General features: G+C 55.4%; 15 protein-coding genes. 6 read left to right on the top strand and 9 right to left on the bottom strand.

Going from position 1 to position 17,433, the window contains the following annotated elements; genetic code table 11:
• The first annotated feature begins 138 nt into the window (after positions 1 to 138).
• From ACR0DT_RS15540 to arsJ, 3 genes are read left to right on the top strand one after another with little or no spacing between them, the layout of a single operon-like run.
• Positions 139 to 972, top strand: coding sequence for an arsenate reductase/protein-tyrosine-phosphatase family protein (locus ACR0DT_RS15540; RefSeq protein WP_480711629.1), 834 nt, complete (start codon positions 139 to 141; stop codon positions 970 to 972).
• Positions 969 to 1,967 carry an ArsJ-associated glyceraldehyde-3-phosphate dehydrogenase gene (locus tag ACR0DT_RS15535; RefSeq protein ID WP_480711628.1) on the top strand — a complete coding sequence of 333 codons (999 nt, stop codon included), beginning with the start codon at positions 969 to 971 and terminating at the stop codon, positions 1,965 to 1,967. The genes ACR0DT_RS15540 and ACR0DT_RS15535 overlap by 4 nt, the downstream gene beginning before the upstream one ends.
• Positions 1,964 to 3,229: an organoarsenical effux MFS transporter ArsJ gene (gene arsJ, locus ACR0DT_RS15530; RefSeq protein ID WP_480711627.1), complete on the top strand. Its 1,266-nt coding sequence runs from the start codon at positions 1,964 to 1,966 to the stop codon at positions 3,227 to 3,229. The genes ACR0DT_RS15535 and arsJ overlap by 4 nt, the downstream gene beginning before the upstream one ends.
• A gap of 222 nt (positions 3,230 to 3,451) precedes the next feature.
• Here arsJ and ACR0DT_RS15525 read toward each other — a convergent pair whose 3' ends face one another.
• The 8 genes from ACR0DT_RS15525 to ACR0DT_RS15490 form a co-directional block, all read right to left on the bottom strand.
• On the bottom strand, positions 3,452 to 4,390 hold the full coding sequence (locus tag ACR0DT_RS15525; RefSeq protein WP_480711626.1) for a 3-hydroxyacyl-CoA dehydrogenase NAD-binding domain-containing protein: 939 nt from the start codon (positions 4,388 to 4,390) through the stop codon (positions 3,452 to 3,454).
• Positions 4,390 to 5,130, bottom strand: a complete 741-nt coding sequence (locus tag ACR0DT_RS15520) for an SDR family NAD(P)-dependent oxidoreductase (RefSeq protein WP_480711625.1) — start codon at positions 5,128 to 5,130, stop codon at positions 4,390 to 4,392. Before ACR0DT_RS15520 ends, ACR0DT_RS15525 begins: the two co-directional genes overlap by 1 nt.
• The gene (locus tag ACR0DT_RS15515) at positions 5,130 to 6,548 is read right to left on the bottom strand and encodes an aminobutyraldehyde dehydrogenase (protein WP_480711624.1); all 1,419 of its coding nucleotides are present in this window, start codon (positions 6,546 to 6,548) and stop codon (positions 5,130 to 5,132) included. The genes ACR0DT_RS15520 and ACR0DT_RS15515 overlap by 1 nt, the downstream gene beginning before the upstream one ends.
• 10 nt (positions 6,549 to 6,558) lie before the next feature.
• Entirely contained in the window at positions 6,559 to 7,494 is a 936-nt protein-coding gene (gene kce / locus ACR0DT_RS15510) for a 3,5-dioxohexanoate:acetyl-CoA acetone transferase (protein ID WP_480711623.1), read from the bottom strand.
• Positions 7,495 to 7,504: 10 nt separating this feature from the next.
• The gene (locus tag ACR0DT_RS15505; RefSeq protein WP_480711622.1) at positions 7,505 to 8,305 is read right to left on the bottom strand and encodes an SDR family NAD(P)-dependent oxidoreductase; all 801 of its coding nucleotides are present in this window, start codon (positions 8,303 to 8,305) and stop codon (positions 7,505 to 7,507) included.
• Positions 8,289 to 9,830, bottom strand: a complete 1,542-nt coding sequence (betC, locus tag ACR0DT_RS15500; RefSeq protein ID WP_480711621.1) for a choline-sulfatase — start codon at positions 9,828 to 9,830, stop codon at positions 8,289 to 8,291. The genes ACR0DT_RS15505 and betC overlap by 17 nt, the downstream gene beginning before the upstream one ends.
• Positions 9,827 to 10,966 (bottom strand): aromatic ring-hydroxylating oxygenase subunit alpha, encoded by a 1,140-nt coding sequence (locus ACR0DT_RS15495; protein ID WP_480711620.1) that lies wholly within the window; start codon positions 10,964 to 10,966, stop codon positions 9,827 to 9,829. Before ACR0DT_RS15495 ends, betC begins: the two co-directional genes overlap by 4 nt.
• Before the next feature lie 90 nt (positions 10,967 to 11,056).
• Positions 11,057 to 12,085, bottom strand: a complete 1,029-nt coding sequence (locus ACR0DT_RS15490; RefSeq protein ID WP_480711619.1) for a GlxA family transcriptional regulator — start codon at positions 12,083 to 12,085, stop codon at positions 11,057 to 11,059.
• 223 nt (positions 12,086 to 12,308) lie between these two features.
• On the opposite strand from ACR0DT_RS15490, the gene ACR0DT_RS15485 reads away from it, so the two are divergent.
• On the top strand, positions 12,309 to 12,551 hold the full coding sequence (locus ACR0DT_RS15485; protein WP_480711618.1) for a glycine zipper 2TM domain-containing protein: 243 nt from the start codon (positions 12,309 to 12,311) through the stop codon (positions 12,549 to 12,551).
• A 321-nt stretch (positions 12,552 to 12,872) separates the two neighbouring features.
• Here the strand turns inward: ACR0DT_RS15485 and ACR0DT_RS15480 are convergent, their stop codons facing one another.
• Positions 12,873 to 14,222: an MFS transporter gene (locus tag ACR0DT_RS15480; protein ID WP_480711617.1), complete on the bottom strand. Its 1,350-nt coding sequence runs from the start codon at positions 14,220 to 14,222 to the stop codon at positions 12,873 to 12,875.
• A 535-nt stretch (positions 14,223 to 14,757) separates the two neighbouring features.
• On the opposite strand from ACR0DT_RS15480, the gene ACR0DT_RS15475 reads away from it, so the two are divergent.
• Both ACR0DT_RS15475 and ACR0DT_RS15470 read left to right on the top strand, forming a co-directional pair.
• Positions 14,758 to 16,317, top strand: coding sequence for a class I adenylate-forming enzyme family protein (locus tag ACR0DT_RS15475; RefSeq protein WP_480711616.1), 1,560 nt, complete (start codon positions 14,758 to 14,760; stop codon positions 16,315 to 16,317).
• A gap of 124 nt (positions 16,318 to 16,441) precedes the next feature.
• Positions 16,442 to 17,383, top strand: coding sequence for a DMT family transporter (locus ACR0DT_RS15470; protein WP_480711615.1), 942 nt, complete (start codon positions 16,442 to 16,444; stop codon positions 17,381 to 17,383).
• Positions 17,384 to 17,433: the final 50 nt, after the last annotated feature.

The raw sequence follows: 17,433 nt of genomic DNA, 5'->3' as shown, positions 1-17,433 counted from the left end.
CGCTGGGTACATTGGCGCAATGTAGCGTGAAACACAGGCCACAAACTCAGTCCTGATACATTTGTTCGAACGGCTCACCACTGTATGGGTTGCAAAGTTCGATTGACAAGTATTCTTTATTTCTATATTTCATGAATTATGATAGGAGAAACTACAACGCAACTCGCTGTTCTCGGCCACCCACAGCGCATCTCAGTGTTTCGCATATTGATGCGACGCTTTCCTGACACTGTTCCGGCGGGCGAACTGGCGACAGAGCTGGGTATCAAACCCAGCACCCTGTCGAACTATCTAAATGCGCTGCAACGGTCAGGGCTGGTGACGCAAGAGCGGTCGGGAACCTCTCTGCTTTATTCGGTTGAAATGAAGAATGTGCAGAACATGATCGGTTTTCTGCTGAACGATTGCTGCCGTGGCCGCCCTGACATCTGCATGCCGTCCGGACAAGGGAAAGGCACAATGACGGATCGAAAATTCAATGTATTGTTCATTTGCGTCGGCAACTCGGCGCGCTCCATTTTTGCTGAAACCCTGCTTCGAGACATCGCCGGAGACCGGTTCAACGTCTATTCAGCTGGGACAAAATCGTTTTCCGAGCTGAACCCGATGGCCTTACAGGTACTTGAGGACAAAGGGCACGATACTTCGACGCTACGGTCCAAAAGCACCTCTGAATTTTCCGGGCCTGACGCGCCCGAGTTGGATTTCGTCTTCACCGTCTGCAACAAAGCTGCAAACGAGGAATGCCCTGCCTGGGAGGGCCAGCCGATCAGCGGTCATTGGGGCATGGTGGATCCGGTCCAAGCAATCGGCACGGATGCCGAGAAAAGCCTGGCCTTCCAGAACGCCTATGGCGCGCTCAAGCGCCGGATCGAAGCCTTCACTTCTTTGCCGGTCGAAAGCCTCGACCGGATCGCATTACAATCTGCTGTCGATGACATCGGCAGAACGCCTGTCGAGGAAGAACAATGACAACCTACGCACTGAACGGTCTGGGCCGGATGGGAAAACTGGTCTTGAAACCCCTTTTGGAAAAAGGCGTGAACATCGCCTGGATCAATGATGCTGTGGGTGACCCCGAGATGCATGCGCATCTGTTGGAATTCGACACGGTCCACGGTCGTTGGGATGCCAGGTTCGAGCATAATGCAGACAGTGTCACGATTAATGGCACCCGCCTGCCTTTCATCGGCGCCAAGGACCTGAACGCCCTGCCCTTGGACGGCGTCGATGTGGTGATTGATTGCACTGGTGTGTTCAAAACCGAAGCCAAGCTAGCCCCCTATTTCGAAGCTGGTGTGAAAAAGGTCGTCGTTTCGGCCCCGGTCAAGGATGGTCCAACCGCAAATATCGTCATGGGTGTCAACGAAGCCACCTATGATCCGGCACAACACCGGATCGTTACCGCAGCCTCGTGCACCACCAACTGCCTGGCCCCGGTGGTCAAGGTAATCCATGAAAATCTGGGCATCCGCCACGGTTCGATGACCACAATCCATGACGTAACCAATACGCAAACCATCGTGGACCGACCGGCCAAGGATCTGCGACGCGCGCGCTCTGCGTTGAATTCTCTGATCCCCACCACCACAGGATCGGCCACGGCAATAACACTGATCTACCCAGAACTTAAGGGGCGGTTGAACGGCCATGCGGTACGAGTGCCGCTGCTGAACGCCTCACTGACGGACTGCGTGTTCGAAGTAGAGCGGGAAACCTCCGCCGAAGAAGTCAACGCATTGTTCAAAGCCGCCGCCGAAGAGGAACTGAAAGGTATCCTCGGCTATGAAACCCGACCTTTGGTGTCGACCGATTACACCAATGACGAACGGTCCTCGATCGTGGATGCGCCGTCGACCATGGTGGTGAACGGAACGCAGGTGAAGGTCTACGCCTGGTACGACAATGAAATGGGCTATGCGCATCGCCTAGTCGACGTTGCCCTGATGGTTGGAGCGGGGCTGTGACCCAACGGCCCGAGGGCCTGTCGGCCTATATCGCGGTTACGGCAGCCTATTGGGCCTTTATGCTAACCGACGGGGCGCTGCGCATGTTGGTGCTATTGCACTTTCATACGTTGGGGTTCTCGCCAGTACAGCTAGCCTATCTGTTTGTTTTGTATGAGATTGCGGGGATCGTGACCAATCTGACGGCAGGCTGGATTGCGGCCCGGTTCGGCTTGACCTCGACGCTTTACGCTGGGTTGGGGCTTCAGGTTCTGGCATTACTGGCGATGACGCAGCTGGATCCGAATTGGACCATCACTGTTTCCGTGGCCTTCGTAATGATGGTGCAGGGGGCCAGCGGAGTGGCCAAGGATCTGGCCAAGATGTCTTCGAAATCTTCCGTGAAACTGCTTGCGCCGACCGAGGGCGGTGGGCTGTTTCGTTGGGTTGCGGTTCTGACAGGCTCAAAGAACGCGGTGAAAGGGCTGGGTTTTCTGCTGGGTGCCATAATGTTGGCAACCTTGGGATTCATGATGGCCATTCTGATTATGGCCGCTGTTCTCGCATTGATCATGATTGCAGTCATACTGTTCATGCCCGCAGGTCTGCCCAAGGGCCGCAAGGGCGCAAAGTTCTCCGAGGTATTTTCAAAATCTGCCAATGTGAACTGGCTATCGGCCGCACGTGTTTTCCTTTTTGGGGCCCGAGATGTGTGGTTCGTGGTCGGCATCCCGATCTATTTCTACGCAGTCCTGTCCGACGGCACCACAGAAGGCAATCGTGCAACCTTCTTCATGATTGGCACCTTCATGGCGGTCTGGGTCATCCTATATGGCGCCGTTCAGGCTAGCGCGCCTAAAATTCTTCGTGCCAGTGAACGCAGCGAAGCTGACCTGATCCGCGCCACTCGCGGCTGGGGCGCGGCCCTGTTTTGCGTCCCTGCCGCACTGACGTTTGCGGTGCTGGTATCCTCTGGCCCTGAAATATGGCTTACCGTCACGCTAGTCCTGGGTTTGCTGGTGTTCGGGGTGGTCTTTGCAGTCAACTCTTCGCTACATTCCTACCTGATCCTGGCCTTCACCAAATCGGAACGGGTGACGATGGATGTTGGGTTTTACTATATGGCCAACGCGACGGGCCGCCTGTTGGGCACCGTACTGTCCGGCCTGACCTATCAGATCGGAGGCCTTCCATTGGTTCTCGGCACCGCTAGTGCAATGGTGGCGCTGGCAACACTGGCCTCGGGTAAGCTGACCGATCAAACGAGTGCGGCATACTCATAGGCCTAGGACCCATTTATTTCCGCTGATCGTCGTTATTGCGGATCAGTTTTGACGTGAGATTAAAACAGTGTCGCGGACACTAACGGCTCGAGGAAATTGGTACAGTCATTACCCTAAGCGGGAACCCAGCGAGATACTGCGGCAGCGCCAATTGGGAAGCAACTCAAACCGGCTTTATGATAGGTCATACTGCAACCTTACCCAGCAGTTGTCATCGGAACCCTACATTTCCTCTTCCAATCTCGCCAAGGCCTTTTGCATTTTCACAATCTTCAAATCGCGCAGGGCTGACAGCCTTTCGACAGACGTCTCGCCATATGCTTCGACTAGGCCCTCGGTGAGCATTTCTGCAATATCGGAGGTAAGGTGGGGCGTACCGAGATCATCCCACCAGCCATTGAACGTGTCGGCGAAATGGTCACAAAAAGCTGTCAGGCCACCAGACCCGGCACCAAGGTTGAAGAGTGTTGTAGGACCCATAGCCGCCCATCGCAGCCCGGGTCCCGTGGACATTGCCTTATCGATGTCGCCCACGCTGGCTACACCGGTTTGCGCTAGATGGATCGCCTCGCGCCAGACTGCGGCCTGCAGCCGGTTGGCGACGTGGCCGGGCACTTCCTTGTTAACGCGGATGGTGACCTTGCCGATGTCTTTGTAGAACGCCTCAGCTATGGGCACCGTATCCGGATCAGTCAAATCATTACCCATCACTTCAACCAATGGAATCAGATGCGGCGGGTTGAAGGGATGACCCAGAATGAAACGACCCGGGTTCCGCCAGCCTGCCTGCATTTGGCTCAGTGTCAGGCCGGAGGCCGAGCTTGCCACGATAGCGTGCGGTGCAATATTCGATTCAATCTCGGCAAATATCGCGTGTTTTATCGGCAGGCGTTCGGGAACGTTTTCCTGGATGAAGTCTGCGCCCTCAACCGCTTCGCGGGCCGATCGCACAAAGTTGACCTGGCCAGGAACGCCTCGTGTTGTCAGGCCTAATTCGTCCATGGTCTTCCAAGCTTGGTCGACATAGGCGCGTACTGCGCTTTCCACACCGTCGGCGGGGTCGTAGACCGTTACTGATCGGCCCGAGGCCAAGAACAAGGCCGTCCAACTTGCACCGATGGTCCCCGCGCCCAGAACTGCGGTATGCAAAATCTCTACCATCAGAAAAGCCCTGTGTTGATTGGTGATGCAGCGGTCATACCGCCGTCGATCGTGAATAGTTGCCCGGTGGCAAACCCCGCCTCGTCCGATGCCAACCACACGGCCATCGCGGCAATATCCGCAGGTCGGCCGAACCGGCGGGTTGCATGACGGGACAACGCATCCTTTCGCGCCGCTTGCGGGTCATCGGTCAGATCAAAGCCTGCCTCCAGCATTCCTGTCTCGATCCAGCCAGGACAGATCGCATTGCAACGGATTTTTGGACCATGATCCACAGCAATGGAGCGTGTCAGGCCATGAACAAAGGCCTTTGAAGCATTATAAAGTGCCATGGATGGGTCTGCGACCTTGCCGGAAATCGACCCGATATTGATGATCGACGCGCCCTGCGGCATGACCGGAATAATTGCCCGACACATATTGAAAACGCCTCGGCAATTGGCCCCGACAACAAGGTCCCAATCGGCGTCAGTGCTTTCGACGACAGTCTTTTCGACCTGCACACCTGCGTTATTGACCAGAATATCCGTACCGTCAGTTGTCCACGCCAAGTTTGCCACGGCAGAGGCGTCGGAAACATCTAGTGTATACCAAATAACCTCATCCGGCAGATCCTCTGGTCGACCACCACGACCGCAAGTCGTAACAGCTGCTCCTTCTTTCGCGAACGCCTCAACAATTCCGCGCCCGATACCCTGACGGCCGCCAGTGACTAATGCTCTTTTCCCAGCCAACCGCATCAGTGCGCCACCATGACGTGACGGATCGAGGTATAAGCGTCGAGCGCATAAACACTCATGTCACAGCCGGTGCCAGACCCTTTCATCGCGGCCCACGGCATTTCCGGCGTCCCGACCCCATGGGTATTGACCCAGGTAAAGCCGTAGCGCAGGCGGCTGGTCATCTCCATGGCGCGGCCGACATTGGCGGTCCAGACGGACGAGGCCAGCCCATAGCGACCAGCATTGGCAATGCGCGTTGCGTCTTCGGCTTCATTGAAGCGCGAGACCGTAACGACAGGGCCAAAAATTTCATGAGTGGCCACCTCTGCGTCGTTATCGACATTGGCCAGCACGGTTGGCTGGTAGAAGTAACCCGCACCTTCGCCTGCCGACCCGCCTGCTACGATCTCGCTGCTGGCTCGGGCGCGATCAACGAACCCCGCCACGCGATCACGCTGACTGGCTGAGATCACCGGGCCCATCTCAGTGCCTTCCTCCTTTTGCCTACCAGTCTGGATCTGACCGACTTGCGCCGCGATTGCTGCGACCAGTTTGTCATAGACCCCGTCTTGCGCCAGCACGCGGCAGGGCTGAGCACAATCTTGGCCCGCATTGAAGAAACTGCCAAAGCGGATCGTTTCGGCAACGGCATCGATATCAGCGTCATCAAAAACGATCACCGGGGCCTTGCCCCCCAATTCCAAATGCACATGCCGGATTTGACTGCCAGCCGCCCGCATCGCCGCCATTCCGGTGGCTGGGCTGCCGGTCACGGTAATGGCCTCCATCTCCGGGCTGTTGATCAGTTGATCACCGATGGTTTGGCCCGCACCGTGAATTACGTTCAGAACACCTTTGGGCAGGATATCATTCAGCAGTTCTGCTGCCCGCAACGTGGATAATGGGGTCAATTCCGAGGGTTTCAGAACAACAGTGCAGCCTGCTGCAATGGGCGCAGCCAATTTCCAGGCCGCCATCATCAGCGGATAGTTCCACGGTGCGATGGCTGCGACAGGCCCAACTGGCTCGCGGCGGATCATGCTGGTATGACCCGTCACATATTCCCCTGCTGCAGAACCGGACATCGTTCTCGCCGCCCCGGCAAAGAAACGGAACGTATCGATGGTCAACGGCATTTCATCGTCGCGGGCCGAGGGCCAGGGTTTGCCAGCGTTCAAGCTTTCAAGCTCGGCCAGTTCATCCTGATTATCCTCGAGGCAATCCGCTATGGCCAGTAAAAACGCGGAACGTTCCGCCGGGGTGCTGCGAGAGAAGCTTTCAAAGGCTTCGTCGGATGACCGCACCGCGGCCTCTACCTGTTCCGAACTAGCTTCTCGAACCTGGGCAATTTCCGACTCGGTGGCTGGGTCGACGATCGGCAGCGTGGCACCTTCGCCAGCAACCAGTTCGCCGTTGATCAGCATGTTTGTCTGCATGTTTTCCCCTTCAAAAGGCAACCTGATCGCCGCCCTTGAGTCCAAGGCGCGCGCGTGCCTCAGCAGGGGTGGCGACGGTGAGGCCGAGATTTTCGATGATGTCGCGAATTTTTCGGACCTGCTGAGCGCTGGACACGGCTTTTTCGCCGGGCCCGATATACAGGCTGTCCTCCATCCCGACGCGGACATTACCGCCCAGCAATGCACTTTGGGTCGTAAAGGGCATCTGAAAGCGGCCAGCGGCCAGAACTGACCACTCATACTCATCACCAAACAGCTTGTTGGCGATAGTGTGCATGTGCATCAGGTTATCGAGATCGGCACCAACGCCGCCCAGAATACCAAACACCATCTGCACAAAGATCGGACCATCGATCCAGCCCTGGTCTCGGATCCAGGCCAGGTTGTAGAGGTGGCCCAAGTCATAACATTCGAACTCAAAGCGGGTGCCATGGCCCTGACCCAATTCTTTTATGCAGTATTCAATGTCTGCGAAGGTGTTGCGGAAAATGAAATCGCGGGTCATGTCGAGAAACTCGGTCTCCCATGCGTGTTTCCAGTTCGAATATTTATCCTTCATCGGGAAGATGCCGAAATTCATCGATCCGATATTCATACTTGCCATCTCGGGCGAGGCTTTCACGGCTGCGCGCAAACGCTCTTCGCGGGTCATGCCCAAACCACCACCGGTCGAGACATTCATGACCGCGTCCGTGGCCTGTTTGATCCGTGGCAGGAAGTCCATGAACAAGTCGGGATTTGGATCGGGTTTTCCGGTGTCCGGGTCGCGCGCATGAAGGTGGATGATCGAAGCGCCTGCTTCAGCTGCTTCGATTGATGCGGCTGCAATCTCGCTAGGCGTGATCGGCAGATGCTCGGACATGGTGGGCGTGTGAATCCCACCGGTCGGAGCGCAGGTGATGATGACAGACTTCTGCTTTGGCATGGCGGGATCCTCAGAGCTTCATCTGCTGCACCTGGGCTGACAGCCCGCCATCCAACACCCACAGTTGACCTGAGGCATAGCGTGCTTCATCCGAGGCCAGCCAATTGACCAGATTGGCAATGTCTTCTGGCGTGCCATAGGTGCGCATCGGATGAACGTCGCGTACCGCCTGTTGCAGCTGATCGATAGTTTTTCCGCCAGCGCCGGAACCATCACCGGTGAAGAAACTTTGCAACATCGGCGTATCGATATAGCCCGGACAGATGGCGTTGACGCGAATGCCTTCAGGGCCATGGTCGCATGCCATCGCACGGGTAAGTGCATGGACCGCACCCTTGGTGGCACAATAAGCCGCAAGGCCCGGATCAGCGATAAACCCGTCATACGAACCGAAGTTGATGATGCTGGCGCTAGTCCCTGACTGAGCCGCGATGCGCATAAGCGGCAGAGCGTATTTCGAAGTCAGGAACGTGCCGGTACAGTTCACGGCAAAGCTGCGGTTCCATTCATCCAGCGAGGTCTGTTCGATGGTCTTTTCGATCTCTATCCCGGCAGCGTTGACCAGAATATCCAGCTTGCCAGCGTCAGATTTGACCTGCTCCAATGCCGCGATTGCATCCGGCTCTTGCGTGACGTCCAGTTTGACAAAGACACTGCCGTCCTCGTCATGTTCAGACAGCGAGCCTTGTGGGGTAAGATCGGCGGCATAGACATGGGCGCCTTCACGGAGGAAACGCGCGACGATTGCACGCCCAATGCCGCCGCGCCCGCCAGTGACCAAAGCGGACTTGCCTTCAAGTTTTCCTGTCATCGGGAGTCCTCGGATTCAAACGATAATGTTCGGCGGCTACAGTCCAGTCCATGTGGTTGCGCACATATTGCTGGCTGGCGTCAGAAGGCGGGTTGTAGTCCCAATGCTCTCCGGCCCCTGCCTCCATCGCGGCGTGCAAGGCGCGGCGGGATTTCTGTGTGGCGATAATGTTTCGACGCAGTTCTTCACTGTCCCATCGCTCGGCCACCTCTGCAGCGAAGGCAGCGGAGACATTCTGATAAGCATGTTCGGCAGCCACGTTCGTTGTTTCCAGCGGGTCCTGATCCAGATCATAAAGCTGCGGCGGATCGGCATCGCAGTGAATGTACTTCAGAGGGCCGCGTCGGATCATGAAAACGGGATAGGGCGTCATCTCGGCGCAGTATTCACCGATAGCCTCATCTACCGGATCAGCTTCGCCCCGCGCGAGAGGCATTAGGGAACGACCATCTACCGGTTCACCCAGATTTGCCACGCTGCCACCCGCGATGTCGATAAAGGTCGGCAACAGGTCCAGAAGCGAACAGGCATTGCTTGCACTACCACGCGAAACCCCTGCCCCCGCCATGATCAGTGGCACACGGGCCGAGTGTTCGAAGAAGTTCATCTTGTACCACAACCCACGCTCGCCCAGCATGTCGCCATGATCTGCCGTCACGATGATAATGGTGTTGTCGCGTTCACCGATCTCATCGATGGCTTTGACAATTTCACCGACCTTGCTGTCGAAATAGCTGACATTGGCCAGATAAGCCCGGCGGGCGCAGCGCACTTCTTTCTCTGTCAGGGGAACCACACTGGCTTCGATTCCATCCATCACCCTGCGCGAAAACGGATCCTGCTCCTCTAACGAGGGCACATATTCGGGCATGGGGATCTCATCCTCATCATAGAGATCCCACCATTCGGGTTTTGCGACGTAAGGGTCATGTGGGTGAATAAAGCTAGCCACCATGCAAAAGGGTGTTTCATCCCCTGCCGAGCGCTCACGCCCCCGGTCGATCAGCCAACGGCGTGCGGCAAAGCCGACCTCATCATCGTAATCCGTTTGGAAAGTGGCAACAGCGACACCGCTTTCCTTGACCGTCTGCATGTTGTGATACCATTTGTCGATGCGCTCATCCGGAGCCTCCCAATCCGGAGTCCAGGCGAAATCGGCAGGGTAGATGTCGGTCGTGACACGATCCTGAAATCCGTGTTTCTGGTCAGGACCCACGAAATGCATCTTACCGGACAGGCAGGTGCGGTATCCTAGTGCCTTCAGGTAATGCGCAAAGGTCGGAACCGAGGCCCGAAACTCACTTGCGTTGTCATAGGCGGCGATGCGGCTAATCAACTGCCCAGACATAAAAGCAAAGCGCGACGGGGCACAAAGAGGCGAATTGCAGTAGGCGGCATCAAAACGCATTCCACGCGCCGCCAAAGCATCAATGTGCGGGGTTTTCGCTACTGGATGGCCATATGCGCCGGTCCAATGCGGCGCCAACTGGTCCGCCATGACAACAACGATATTGGGCTGCGTCATCGCGGTGCCCTTGCATAGGCATCCAGAACCAGACCATGGAAGTGATGAACCGCATGTTCAGATTTACCCGATCCGGTTGGATCATTCACAATACGACCCTGTGTAAAAGCGGGCGTACTCATTCCGCGCTGCACGCTTTCTACCAGACCGATATCTTCGACCTGCAGAACTTCATCCAGATAGCGGATCGCGTCCAGTTCGCCTTCATCCGGTTCTGGCGTTTCAAGGAAAAAGTCGTATGTTTCCAAGGTCCGATCCGGGCCTACGGGAATGATGTTCAGGACAATCATACTTGACCGCCCCGGATAGCGCATCAAGCAGGTTGTCGGCCAAAGCCACCAGACCGCATGGGTGCGCACAGTGGCGTTGGAAACGTCATAGGCCGTATTGGACGACTTCCCAGCATCCGCCATATGACTTGAATAAATACCGTGCGTGGTCACCTTATAAGTGTCCATATCCACCAGATCGCAGAAGTCTTTGTGCGCGGTTGGGCAGTGATAGCATTCCAGAAAATTGTCGACGACATTCTTCCAGTTCGACTTGATATCATAGGTCAGACGATGGCCAAATGTCAGTTGATCGATATCGGGGGCCCAATGGCGTATTTCGGTTTCCAGATTACCTGACTGCTCTTTCAACGAAGCGGCGGCGGCGTCCAAATTGACGTATACAAAGCCAGCGAATTCCTCGACCTGCACTTGGTCGAGACAAATTTCGCCGGTGCTGAAATTCTCAAGATGTTCGGTTTCCGGTGCCCGTACCAATTGGCCGTCCAGCTTGTAGATCCAGGCATGATATGGGCACATGATACGGGTAGTACTGCCCTCCCCCTTCAGCAACTCGTGGGCACGATGTTTGCAGACGTTGTAAAACGCCCTCAGCGCGCCCTCGCGATCCCTAACTACGGCAATGGGCTGCCCGGCTATCTCAATGGTGACAAACGACCCGGGTGCCCGCAGCTTCTCCACATGGCATACCCACTGCCAAGACTTGGCAATGATCTCATGCTGATCGGCGGCAAACCACTCTTGCTGGACATAGGCGTCCGCTTTCAAGGAATGCGAATTGCCCGCATCCGCGGAATACCCCTCACCGATGGTCGCGAATTGAGCCTGGGTCGGTAAGTTTGTCATGCCGGACACTCCTTTGCCTGCCGGGTTGCAAAGGTATGATCCTCTATAAACTACATTATAACAGGCAGTCAGATCGCCATCAAATCAACTTTATTCGCCATTTCCTAGTCTTGTAGCCGGTCGGAACATCGGCCAGGCCCTGAATTCGAAAGGCACGCGGCCTTCGATCCTATCCCGGCTTGGCGATAGGCCAAACCGTTGCTTGTAAGCGCGTGAAAAATGAACGTGGCTGGGAAACCCACAAGCGGGAGCGATTTCGGAGATGGGCAATTCGGTTTGAGTGACAAGCCCCCGAGAACGGTCCAGCCGAATATCCCGGTAATACAACTGCGGGCTTGTTTTTACGTAGTCCCGGAACAGGCGGTTCAACTGACGCTGAGACACCCCGGCAAGCCTGCACAGTTCAGGAATGCTGATCGGCGTTTCCAAGTGCCGCTCCATTATCGCGATGGCTTTCCGAACCTTTGGCGGGGTCGTGTTTCCTAGGGGTTCAATTTGACTGTCGGTTTGATGTGCACCCAATCCTCGCAGGTTTCTATAAAACAGATATTTCGCGCAATCGTTTGTCAGTGCGTCACCAACAATCCCATGCAACAGGAACAAGGCGAATTCTCCGGTTGCAGCACCGCCGCAGCAGGTTCCGATGTTGCCGTCGTGAAGGAACAGATTCTCACAAATCTCGGTCTGAGGATACTTTTCCCCAAATGCATCGATGTGCTCGTAATGAACCGTTGCGCGTCGCCCCTGCAACAGGCCTGCCTCGGCAAGAATGAAAGCTGCGGTATCAATTCCGGCAACGTAACTACCTGTCCGCGCGTACTTCCGTATTGCCGATAGCAGGGGTTCGCTGGTGAAAGCTTCGGGCGTCCAACTGCTGGAAACAACAACAATATCAGGCCGTGCTTGCTTTAGAGGCTCCAGCGGTCCCACCGCAACCTCCACACCATTGCTCGCCCGGCAAACAGCGTCGGTTTCACTTGCGATATGCCATTGGAAAAGCTGCTTCCCAGCCAAGTAGTTTGCAGCCCTGAAAGGGTCTAGAAACGCCATTGTCGCCGCAAGATTGAAATGCGGTGTGACCAGAACCAAAATCTCAGTTACTTCATTTTTATTAAGCATGGCTTCAACGCAGCGGTTCCTGGCAAATACAGGCCCAACTTCAGAAAACCACTACCGCTAGTGAAATGCCAGCCCTCGCCTAGTACAGCAGGTAAAGTAGTCTTAGCCGCTATTGGGCAGGTTTTTGCTTTTGGACGGCCAGTGGGTTGGAGAGAGGTTCGGCAGAACTTACATGTGAGGAAGAAAAAACCCATGACATACGAGTGAATGTGAGGAAACCGACATGAAGAAGACAACAGTAGCTTGCCTGCTTGGCGGCGCATTGCTCTTGGCAGCATGTGGAGCCCCAACAACGCCAACTCAGGCCCAAGCCCAAAGCGACGCTAGATGTGCCGCCGGTGTTCTGGGCGGTGCAGCGCTTGGTGGCGTCTTAGGCAATCAGATTGGTGCAGGTAGCGGCAAGACCCTTGCAACGGCGGCTGGTGCTGGGCTTGGTATGTACGCAGGCCAATCGGCGTGTAACTGACGAAAGAAAACAAACAGCAAAGTGAAGGGCCGGCTTAGTAGCTAGCCTTTTGCATTGCATCTGAATACTCATGCGTTGAACTGCGGTGCTGATTTGTCCAAAGGCAATTCGCTTTGTGCCCAGCGAGGTGCCTCGTTAAGAGTGCGCATTGGCCTGCAACTTTCTGAAATGTCGTTGTGTTTGAGCAATAACTGTAGCTCACTGATGACTTTACCAAACGCACCGCCGCCCATGTCCCAAAGCAATTAGAAAAGGTTAGTTTCAACTGGTTCTCGAGTTGAATCCCACATTGCAATGCCTTGGGAGGTCAGACGGTAGAGATTACTCTGCGGGGTCATGCGTTTCGATTGCTCGGTACGAATAGCAAAGAACCAAAAGGGCAATAACTGTCGCCACCCAAAATACAGCGGCATGAGATGAGGTTGCAGCCAGAATGGTGCTGCAAACAGCCATTCCCAGGGTTCCCCCTATCAACTGACTCGATAACACAATCCCTCCTGCCTGACCCTGCATATGCGGGGGAACTGACATTGAGACAGCCCGTTGAGAAGGAACAAACATTAGCGAAACAGCCGTACCAAATGATATGAATCCAATCATTATGATGGCTGTGGATTTAAACATCATTCCCATCGCCATGAGGCAGAGTCCAACGGTGACTAACACCAAACCCACCAAGGCTGGCCAACGGGTTCCACGCTCATCCGACAATTTGCCTGCAATGGGTGCGGCAAGAGTTGTGGGTATAACGGCCGGAAGCAAGGCCAACCCAGCCCAGAATGCCCCCCAACCTTTGACTGTTTGAAGGTACATTGATCCAAATACGAAGGTCGCGATCTTGGCATATTGAGCCGTTCCAACAATCAGGTTCGAAGCGGTGAACGTCGGATTTCGAAATAGCGCGACTGCGAGAAGAGCATTGTCGCGCCGCCTTTCGACCAATACAAATGCGACAAGCGCGGAAACCCCAAGGACCAGAGCAGCAAAAACGTTCCCTCGTAGCCAGCCAACGTCGGGGCCTTGCATGATGCCATAGACCGATAGGGAAAGTCCGCCGACTAAAAGCATCATCCCAGTCAGATCGAAACGCATTTCAGCATGTCTTGGCGGATCACGCCAAAACTTCCAGACGATGCAGCCAACACAAAGGACAACAAGCGGATTGATCCAGAAGATCCATCGCCAGGACAAACCCGAGGTGAGCGCCCCACCGACCAACGGCCCCGCAGCGAGAAAACACGTGCCAATCGCACCATAGATGCCCAGAGCCCTACCCCGTTCGGCGCCGTCAAATGACAATGCGATAAGCGTCAGAGACAGAGGAAAGATAGCGGCGGCTCCGACGCCCTGAACGGCACGGGCCAACAACAAAGCCACCCCGCTCGGCGCAAAGCCCGCAACAATCGAGGCCGCTCCGAATATCGAAAGACCAGCCATCAGAAGAACCCGAATTCCGATAATATCGCCTATTCGGCCTGCTGCGCCGGCCAGGCATGCTAAGGTCAAAAGATAAATATTGACTATCCAATGAGCTGATATCTCTGAAAGCCCAAGCTCTCTACGGATTGTCGGTAGGGCAACACCTACTGCTGTCTCATCCAATAAAATGACGCCGAGGATTGCTCCCATCGCACCCAGAAGCCACCAGCGATCGTTGTTGTCAGCGCTCAAAATATCACTCCCACGCCTTAGTTTGCACCAAACATGGGGGTGTCGCAAACTAAGCGCTTGGGTTGACAAGACTTACGTCAAGCGTGCGGGAATTGGGTGTATCTGTATCGCGCTAGCGACAAAGCAGGGAACACCCTTATTTTCACGTTGTCTGAGTGCAGAAATGCGCCTCAAAGGGGGCATAGCCAGCATGTTCTCGTCCACCCTGGGATTGAAGGACAGTTTTTCAGGCTATGGTCATAGTCGACCGCCCTCGCGCCCGACCGCATCTTCAAGAATTTGCATGGACGGCTGAGGCTTAATCCCAAATGTTTCGTCAAAGCGCGAGAGCAAGCTACCGCCATTCGGAGTCAGGTTTTGGGCAAATAGCATCCCCGTTCTTCAAATCCACAGATGCTGGCACCGGTTATACTCCAGCGCACACAGCTATAATTGGGACAACGCTCAAAACGGAACCCTGGGGCGTGGCTGAGAGCTTTTTTGTTAACTCGGTCTGGTGTAGTCTTTCGGGCGGCTTGGTTTTTAGGAGTTGTGCATGCCGGTATCCGGACCTCCACTGGCCGCACCAGCGGATTTGCCAAACCTTTTCCACCGGGGGTTGTCGGCGAATCCTGAGGCGACAGCGCTTTATGCATTGGACGGGTCATTGACCTGGCGGGAACTGGATGCCGCCTGTACACGGCTCGCGCTGAGGTATCTGAGCCTGGGGTTGAATCCGGGGGATCGGATAGCCTCGATCATGCCAAACCGAGCTGCACTGGTGATTCATTACCTGGCCTGTATGCGGGCCGGTCTAGTGGCGATGCCGCTCAACTATCGTTACATGCCCGCTGATATCGACTATGCCTTGGGGCTGACGGAACCCGCAGCGCTGTTGGTACATGGCGAGCGGGCCAGAGATGTGGCGGCGGTTCCCGGTGTCGCGCGATTGCCCGTGGGGGTGATTGCGTATGCAGGTGAAATAAACGGGGCGCTGTCCTTCGACGATCTGCTGGACGGAGAAGCCGACGGAACACTGCCGCCAGTTCCAGCCGAGGCTCCGGCGTTTATCTTTTTCACTTCGGGGACCACTGGCAAGCCCAAGGGTGTGACCCACAGTCATGCCAGCATGGGATATATGGTGGCGAGCAACGCACAAGGGCTGGGGTTAGGCCCTCAAGACGTGGTTCTGCCAGCCTCGTGGATTTCACATACCGCCGGATTGCGGCTGACGTTTGCAGGGCTTTGGGCCGGTGCCACTACAAATGTTGCACAACGGTTCACACCAGACGAGCTCTTGGCGCTCTTGCGGCAGACGCGGCCAACAGTGGCGCAGATCTTACCCGCGCCCTTGGCAGCATTGCTGACAGGGCACGGTGCAACTCGCGAAGACTTTGGCTCTCTAAAAACGATGATGGCCGGCGGAGACAAGCCCTCGCAGAAATTGGTCGATGCGTTTAGCGCTTTAGCCGGTGTGCCGATTGGGGCGTTTTATGGAATGACTGAAATGGGGACATCGCATTCCAACACCCACGGGGGCGATGAAAAGCTTGGAGCAGTTGGGGTGAACAATCCGGGTTTTGTTTCTGCGCTTCGCGACGAAGCTGATGAGGAGGTACCCGTGGGCGTAGATGGTCGGCATTGGGTAAAAAGCCCGACCATGATGATAGAGTATTGGGAGAATCCCGAAGCGACGGCAGCGGCGTTTCGGGATGGCTGGCTCGACACCGGTGATTTGATGAGGCGGGACGAGGATGGCTATTTCTGGTTCCGGGGGCGACGCAAACAAATCATCGTGCATGACGGATCGAACATCAGCCCGGCGGAAGTGGAAGATGCGTTGACAGCACATCCAGCCGTTGCGGCAGCGGTTGCGGTTGGGGTGCGAGACGAGATGCACGGCGAGGATGTCTGGGGGTTCGTGAGCTTAGCCGAAGGCGCCAAGCCCCTACCCCCAAATGAGATCATCGATTTTGCGCGCGTGCGGATTGGATACAAGGCACCGGACGTCGTACGAATAATGAGTTCTCTGCCGTTGACTATGGGTGGCAAGTTGGACCGGATGGCATTGAAGCATCTGGCAGCAGAGGAGAGTGGTGCTGCGCATGTGCTATGACGCCCTTCGCAGGCGGACCACGATTTAAGACGGGCCTTAAATTTCATAGTTGTTCAGAGTTCCAAGGGGTTCTCTAATCGACCGAACGATCTCTACGGGTTAGCGTTCATATGGGTCATTTTGAATGCACTCATCAAGAAGGGGGCCGCTACTGCTATATTCCGATCAACCTAAATCGCAAATTCGTCAAAGTTACAAACGTGGCGTTCTGCTTGTGGCGTTTGGTATGCTGGTGTCTTCAACCATCGGCGTCGGAGTTCGAGCCGTCACCGAAGCTACATCCTGGCAAATTCTATTCTACCGATCCTTGGGAACCATCGTGTTTCTTGCCGCGGTCATAGCCACCAGGAAGCAAAACGGCATGCGAGGAGAACTGACAAAGCTTGATCCACCAATTCTAATCGGTGGCATCGGCCTGATGCTTGCCTCGTGCGGAGTGATAGTCGCTTTCGAACATACAACCGTTGCCAATGCGTTCTTTCTGGTAGCAGCAGCACCGTTTTTTGCGGCCATCCTTGGGAAACTTTTACTGTCCGAGCGGGTCCGCAGGACAACCTGGTTCGCAATTGTGCTTGGGTTGGTAGGTGTGACCACTATGGTTGGCGGCGAATTATCAATCGGGCAGTTCTGGGGAAATATTGCTGGGCTGATTGCTGCTTTTGGATTGGCTATCTTCGCAGTTTCACTTCGCTGGGGTCGATCCAAGGATCTCTTAGTGCTTGCATTGGCAGGAGGATGCTTCACTTTTCTGACGGCCTCGATTGCGACACTGATGAGTGGCACGGGGTTCGTTATTTCCATGCATGACTTATTGATCAGCATAGCAATGGGCGCTTTTCAGTTGGGTTGCGCGCTCTTGCTTATTACGGCGGGCTCCAGATCAGTACCGGCGGCAGAAATTACAGTGCTCGGACTAGTGGAGATTGTTCTAGCTCCGGTTTGGGTTTGGGTCTTTTTTGGAGAGAATGTTGGGCTGGTAACTGTTATCGGAGGCTCCATAGTCCTACTTGCGGTCGTCATTGATGCAGTAACAGGTGCCCGCAAAAACGCCCTCGCAGATCATTAAACCTCTGTTGGCGACAGCCCAATCCTGCCATTCGTACCAGTCAACCATCG

Source organism: Ruegeria sp. BI11, from assembly GCF_056538005.1.
Note: the sequence above shows the minus strand (reverse complement) of the source record. Positions and strands in the feature narration are given on the sequence as shown.

Excerpts from the sequence above, each read along its gene's own strand:
- ACR0DT_RS15540 (WP_480711629.1), top strand. The coding sequence starts at position 139 with ATGATAGGAGAAACTACAACGCAACTCGCTGTTCTCGGCCACCCACAG.
- ACR0DT_RS15535 (WP_480711628.1), top strand. The coding sequence starts at position 969 with ATGACAACCTACGCACTGAACGGTCTGGGCCGGATGGGAAAACTGGTC.
- ACR0DT_RS15525 (WP_480711626.1), bottom strand. The coding sequence starts at position 4,390 with ATGGTAGAGATTTTGCATACCGCAGTTCTGGGCGCGGGGACCATCGGT.
- ACR0DT_RS15520 (WP_480711625.1), bottom strand. The coding sequence starts at position 5,130 with ATGCGGTTGGCTGGGAAAAGAGCATTAGTCACTGGCGGCCGTCAGGGT.
- ACR0DT_RS15515 (WP_480711624.1), bottom strand. The coding sequence starts at position 6,548 with ATGCAGACAAACATGCTGATCAACGGCGAACTGGTTGCTGGCGAAGGT.
- kce (WP_480711623.1), bottom strand. The coding sequence starts at position 7,494 with ATGCCAAAGCAGAAGTCTGTCATCATCACCTGCGCTCCGACCGGTGGG.
- ACR0DT_RS15505 (WP_480711622.1), bottom strand. The coding sequence starts at position 8,305 with ATGACAGGAAAACTTGAAGGCAAGTCCGCTTTGGTCACTGGCGGGCGC.
- betC (WP_480711621.1), bottom strand. The coding sequence starts at position 9,830 with ATGACGCAGCCCAATATCGTTGTTGTCATGGCGGACCAGTTGGCGCCG.
- ACR0DT_RS15495 (WP_480711620.1), bottom strand. The coding sequence starts at position 10,966 with ATGACAAACTTACCGACCCAGGCTCAATTCGCGACCATCGGTGAGGGG.
- ACR0DT_RS15490 (WP_480711619.1), bottom strand. The coding sequence starts at position 12,085 with ATGCTTAATAAAAATGAAGTAACTGAGATTTTGGTTCTGGTCACACCG.
- ACR0DT_RS15485 (WP_480711618.1), top strand. The coding sequence starts at position 12,309 with ATGAAGAAGACAACAGTAGCTTGCCTGCTTGGCGGCGCATTGCTCTTG.
- ACR0DT_RS15475 (WP_480711616.1), top strand. The coding sequence starts at position 14,758 with ATGCCGGTATCCGGACCTCCACTGGCCGCACCAGCGGATTTGCCAAAC.
- ACR0DT_RS15470 (WP_480711615.1), top strand. The coding sequence starts at position 16,442 with ATGCACTCATCAAGAAGGGGGCCGCTACTGCTATATTCCGATCAACCT.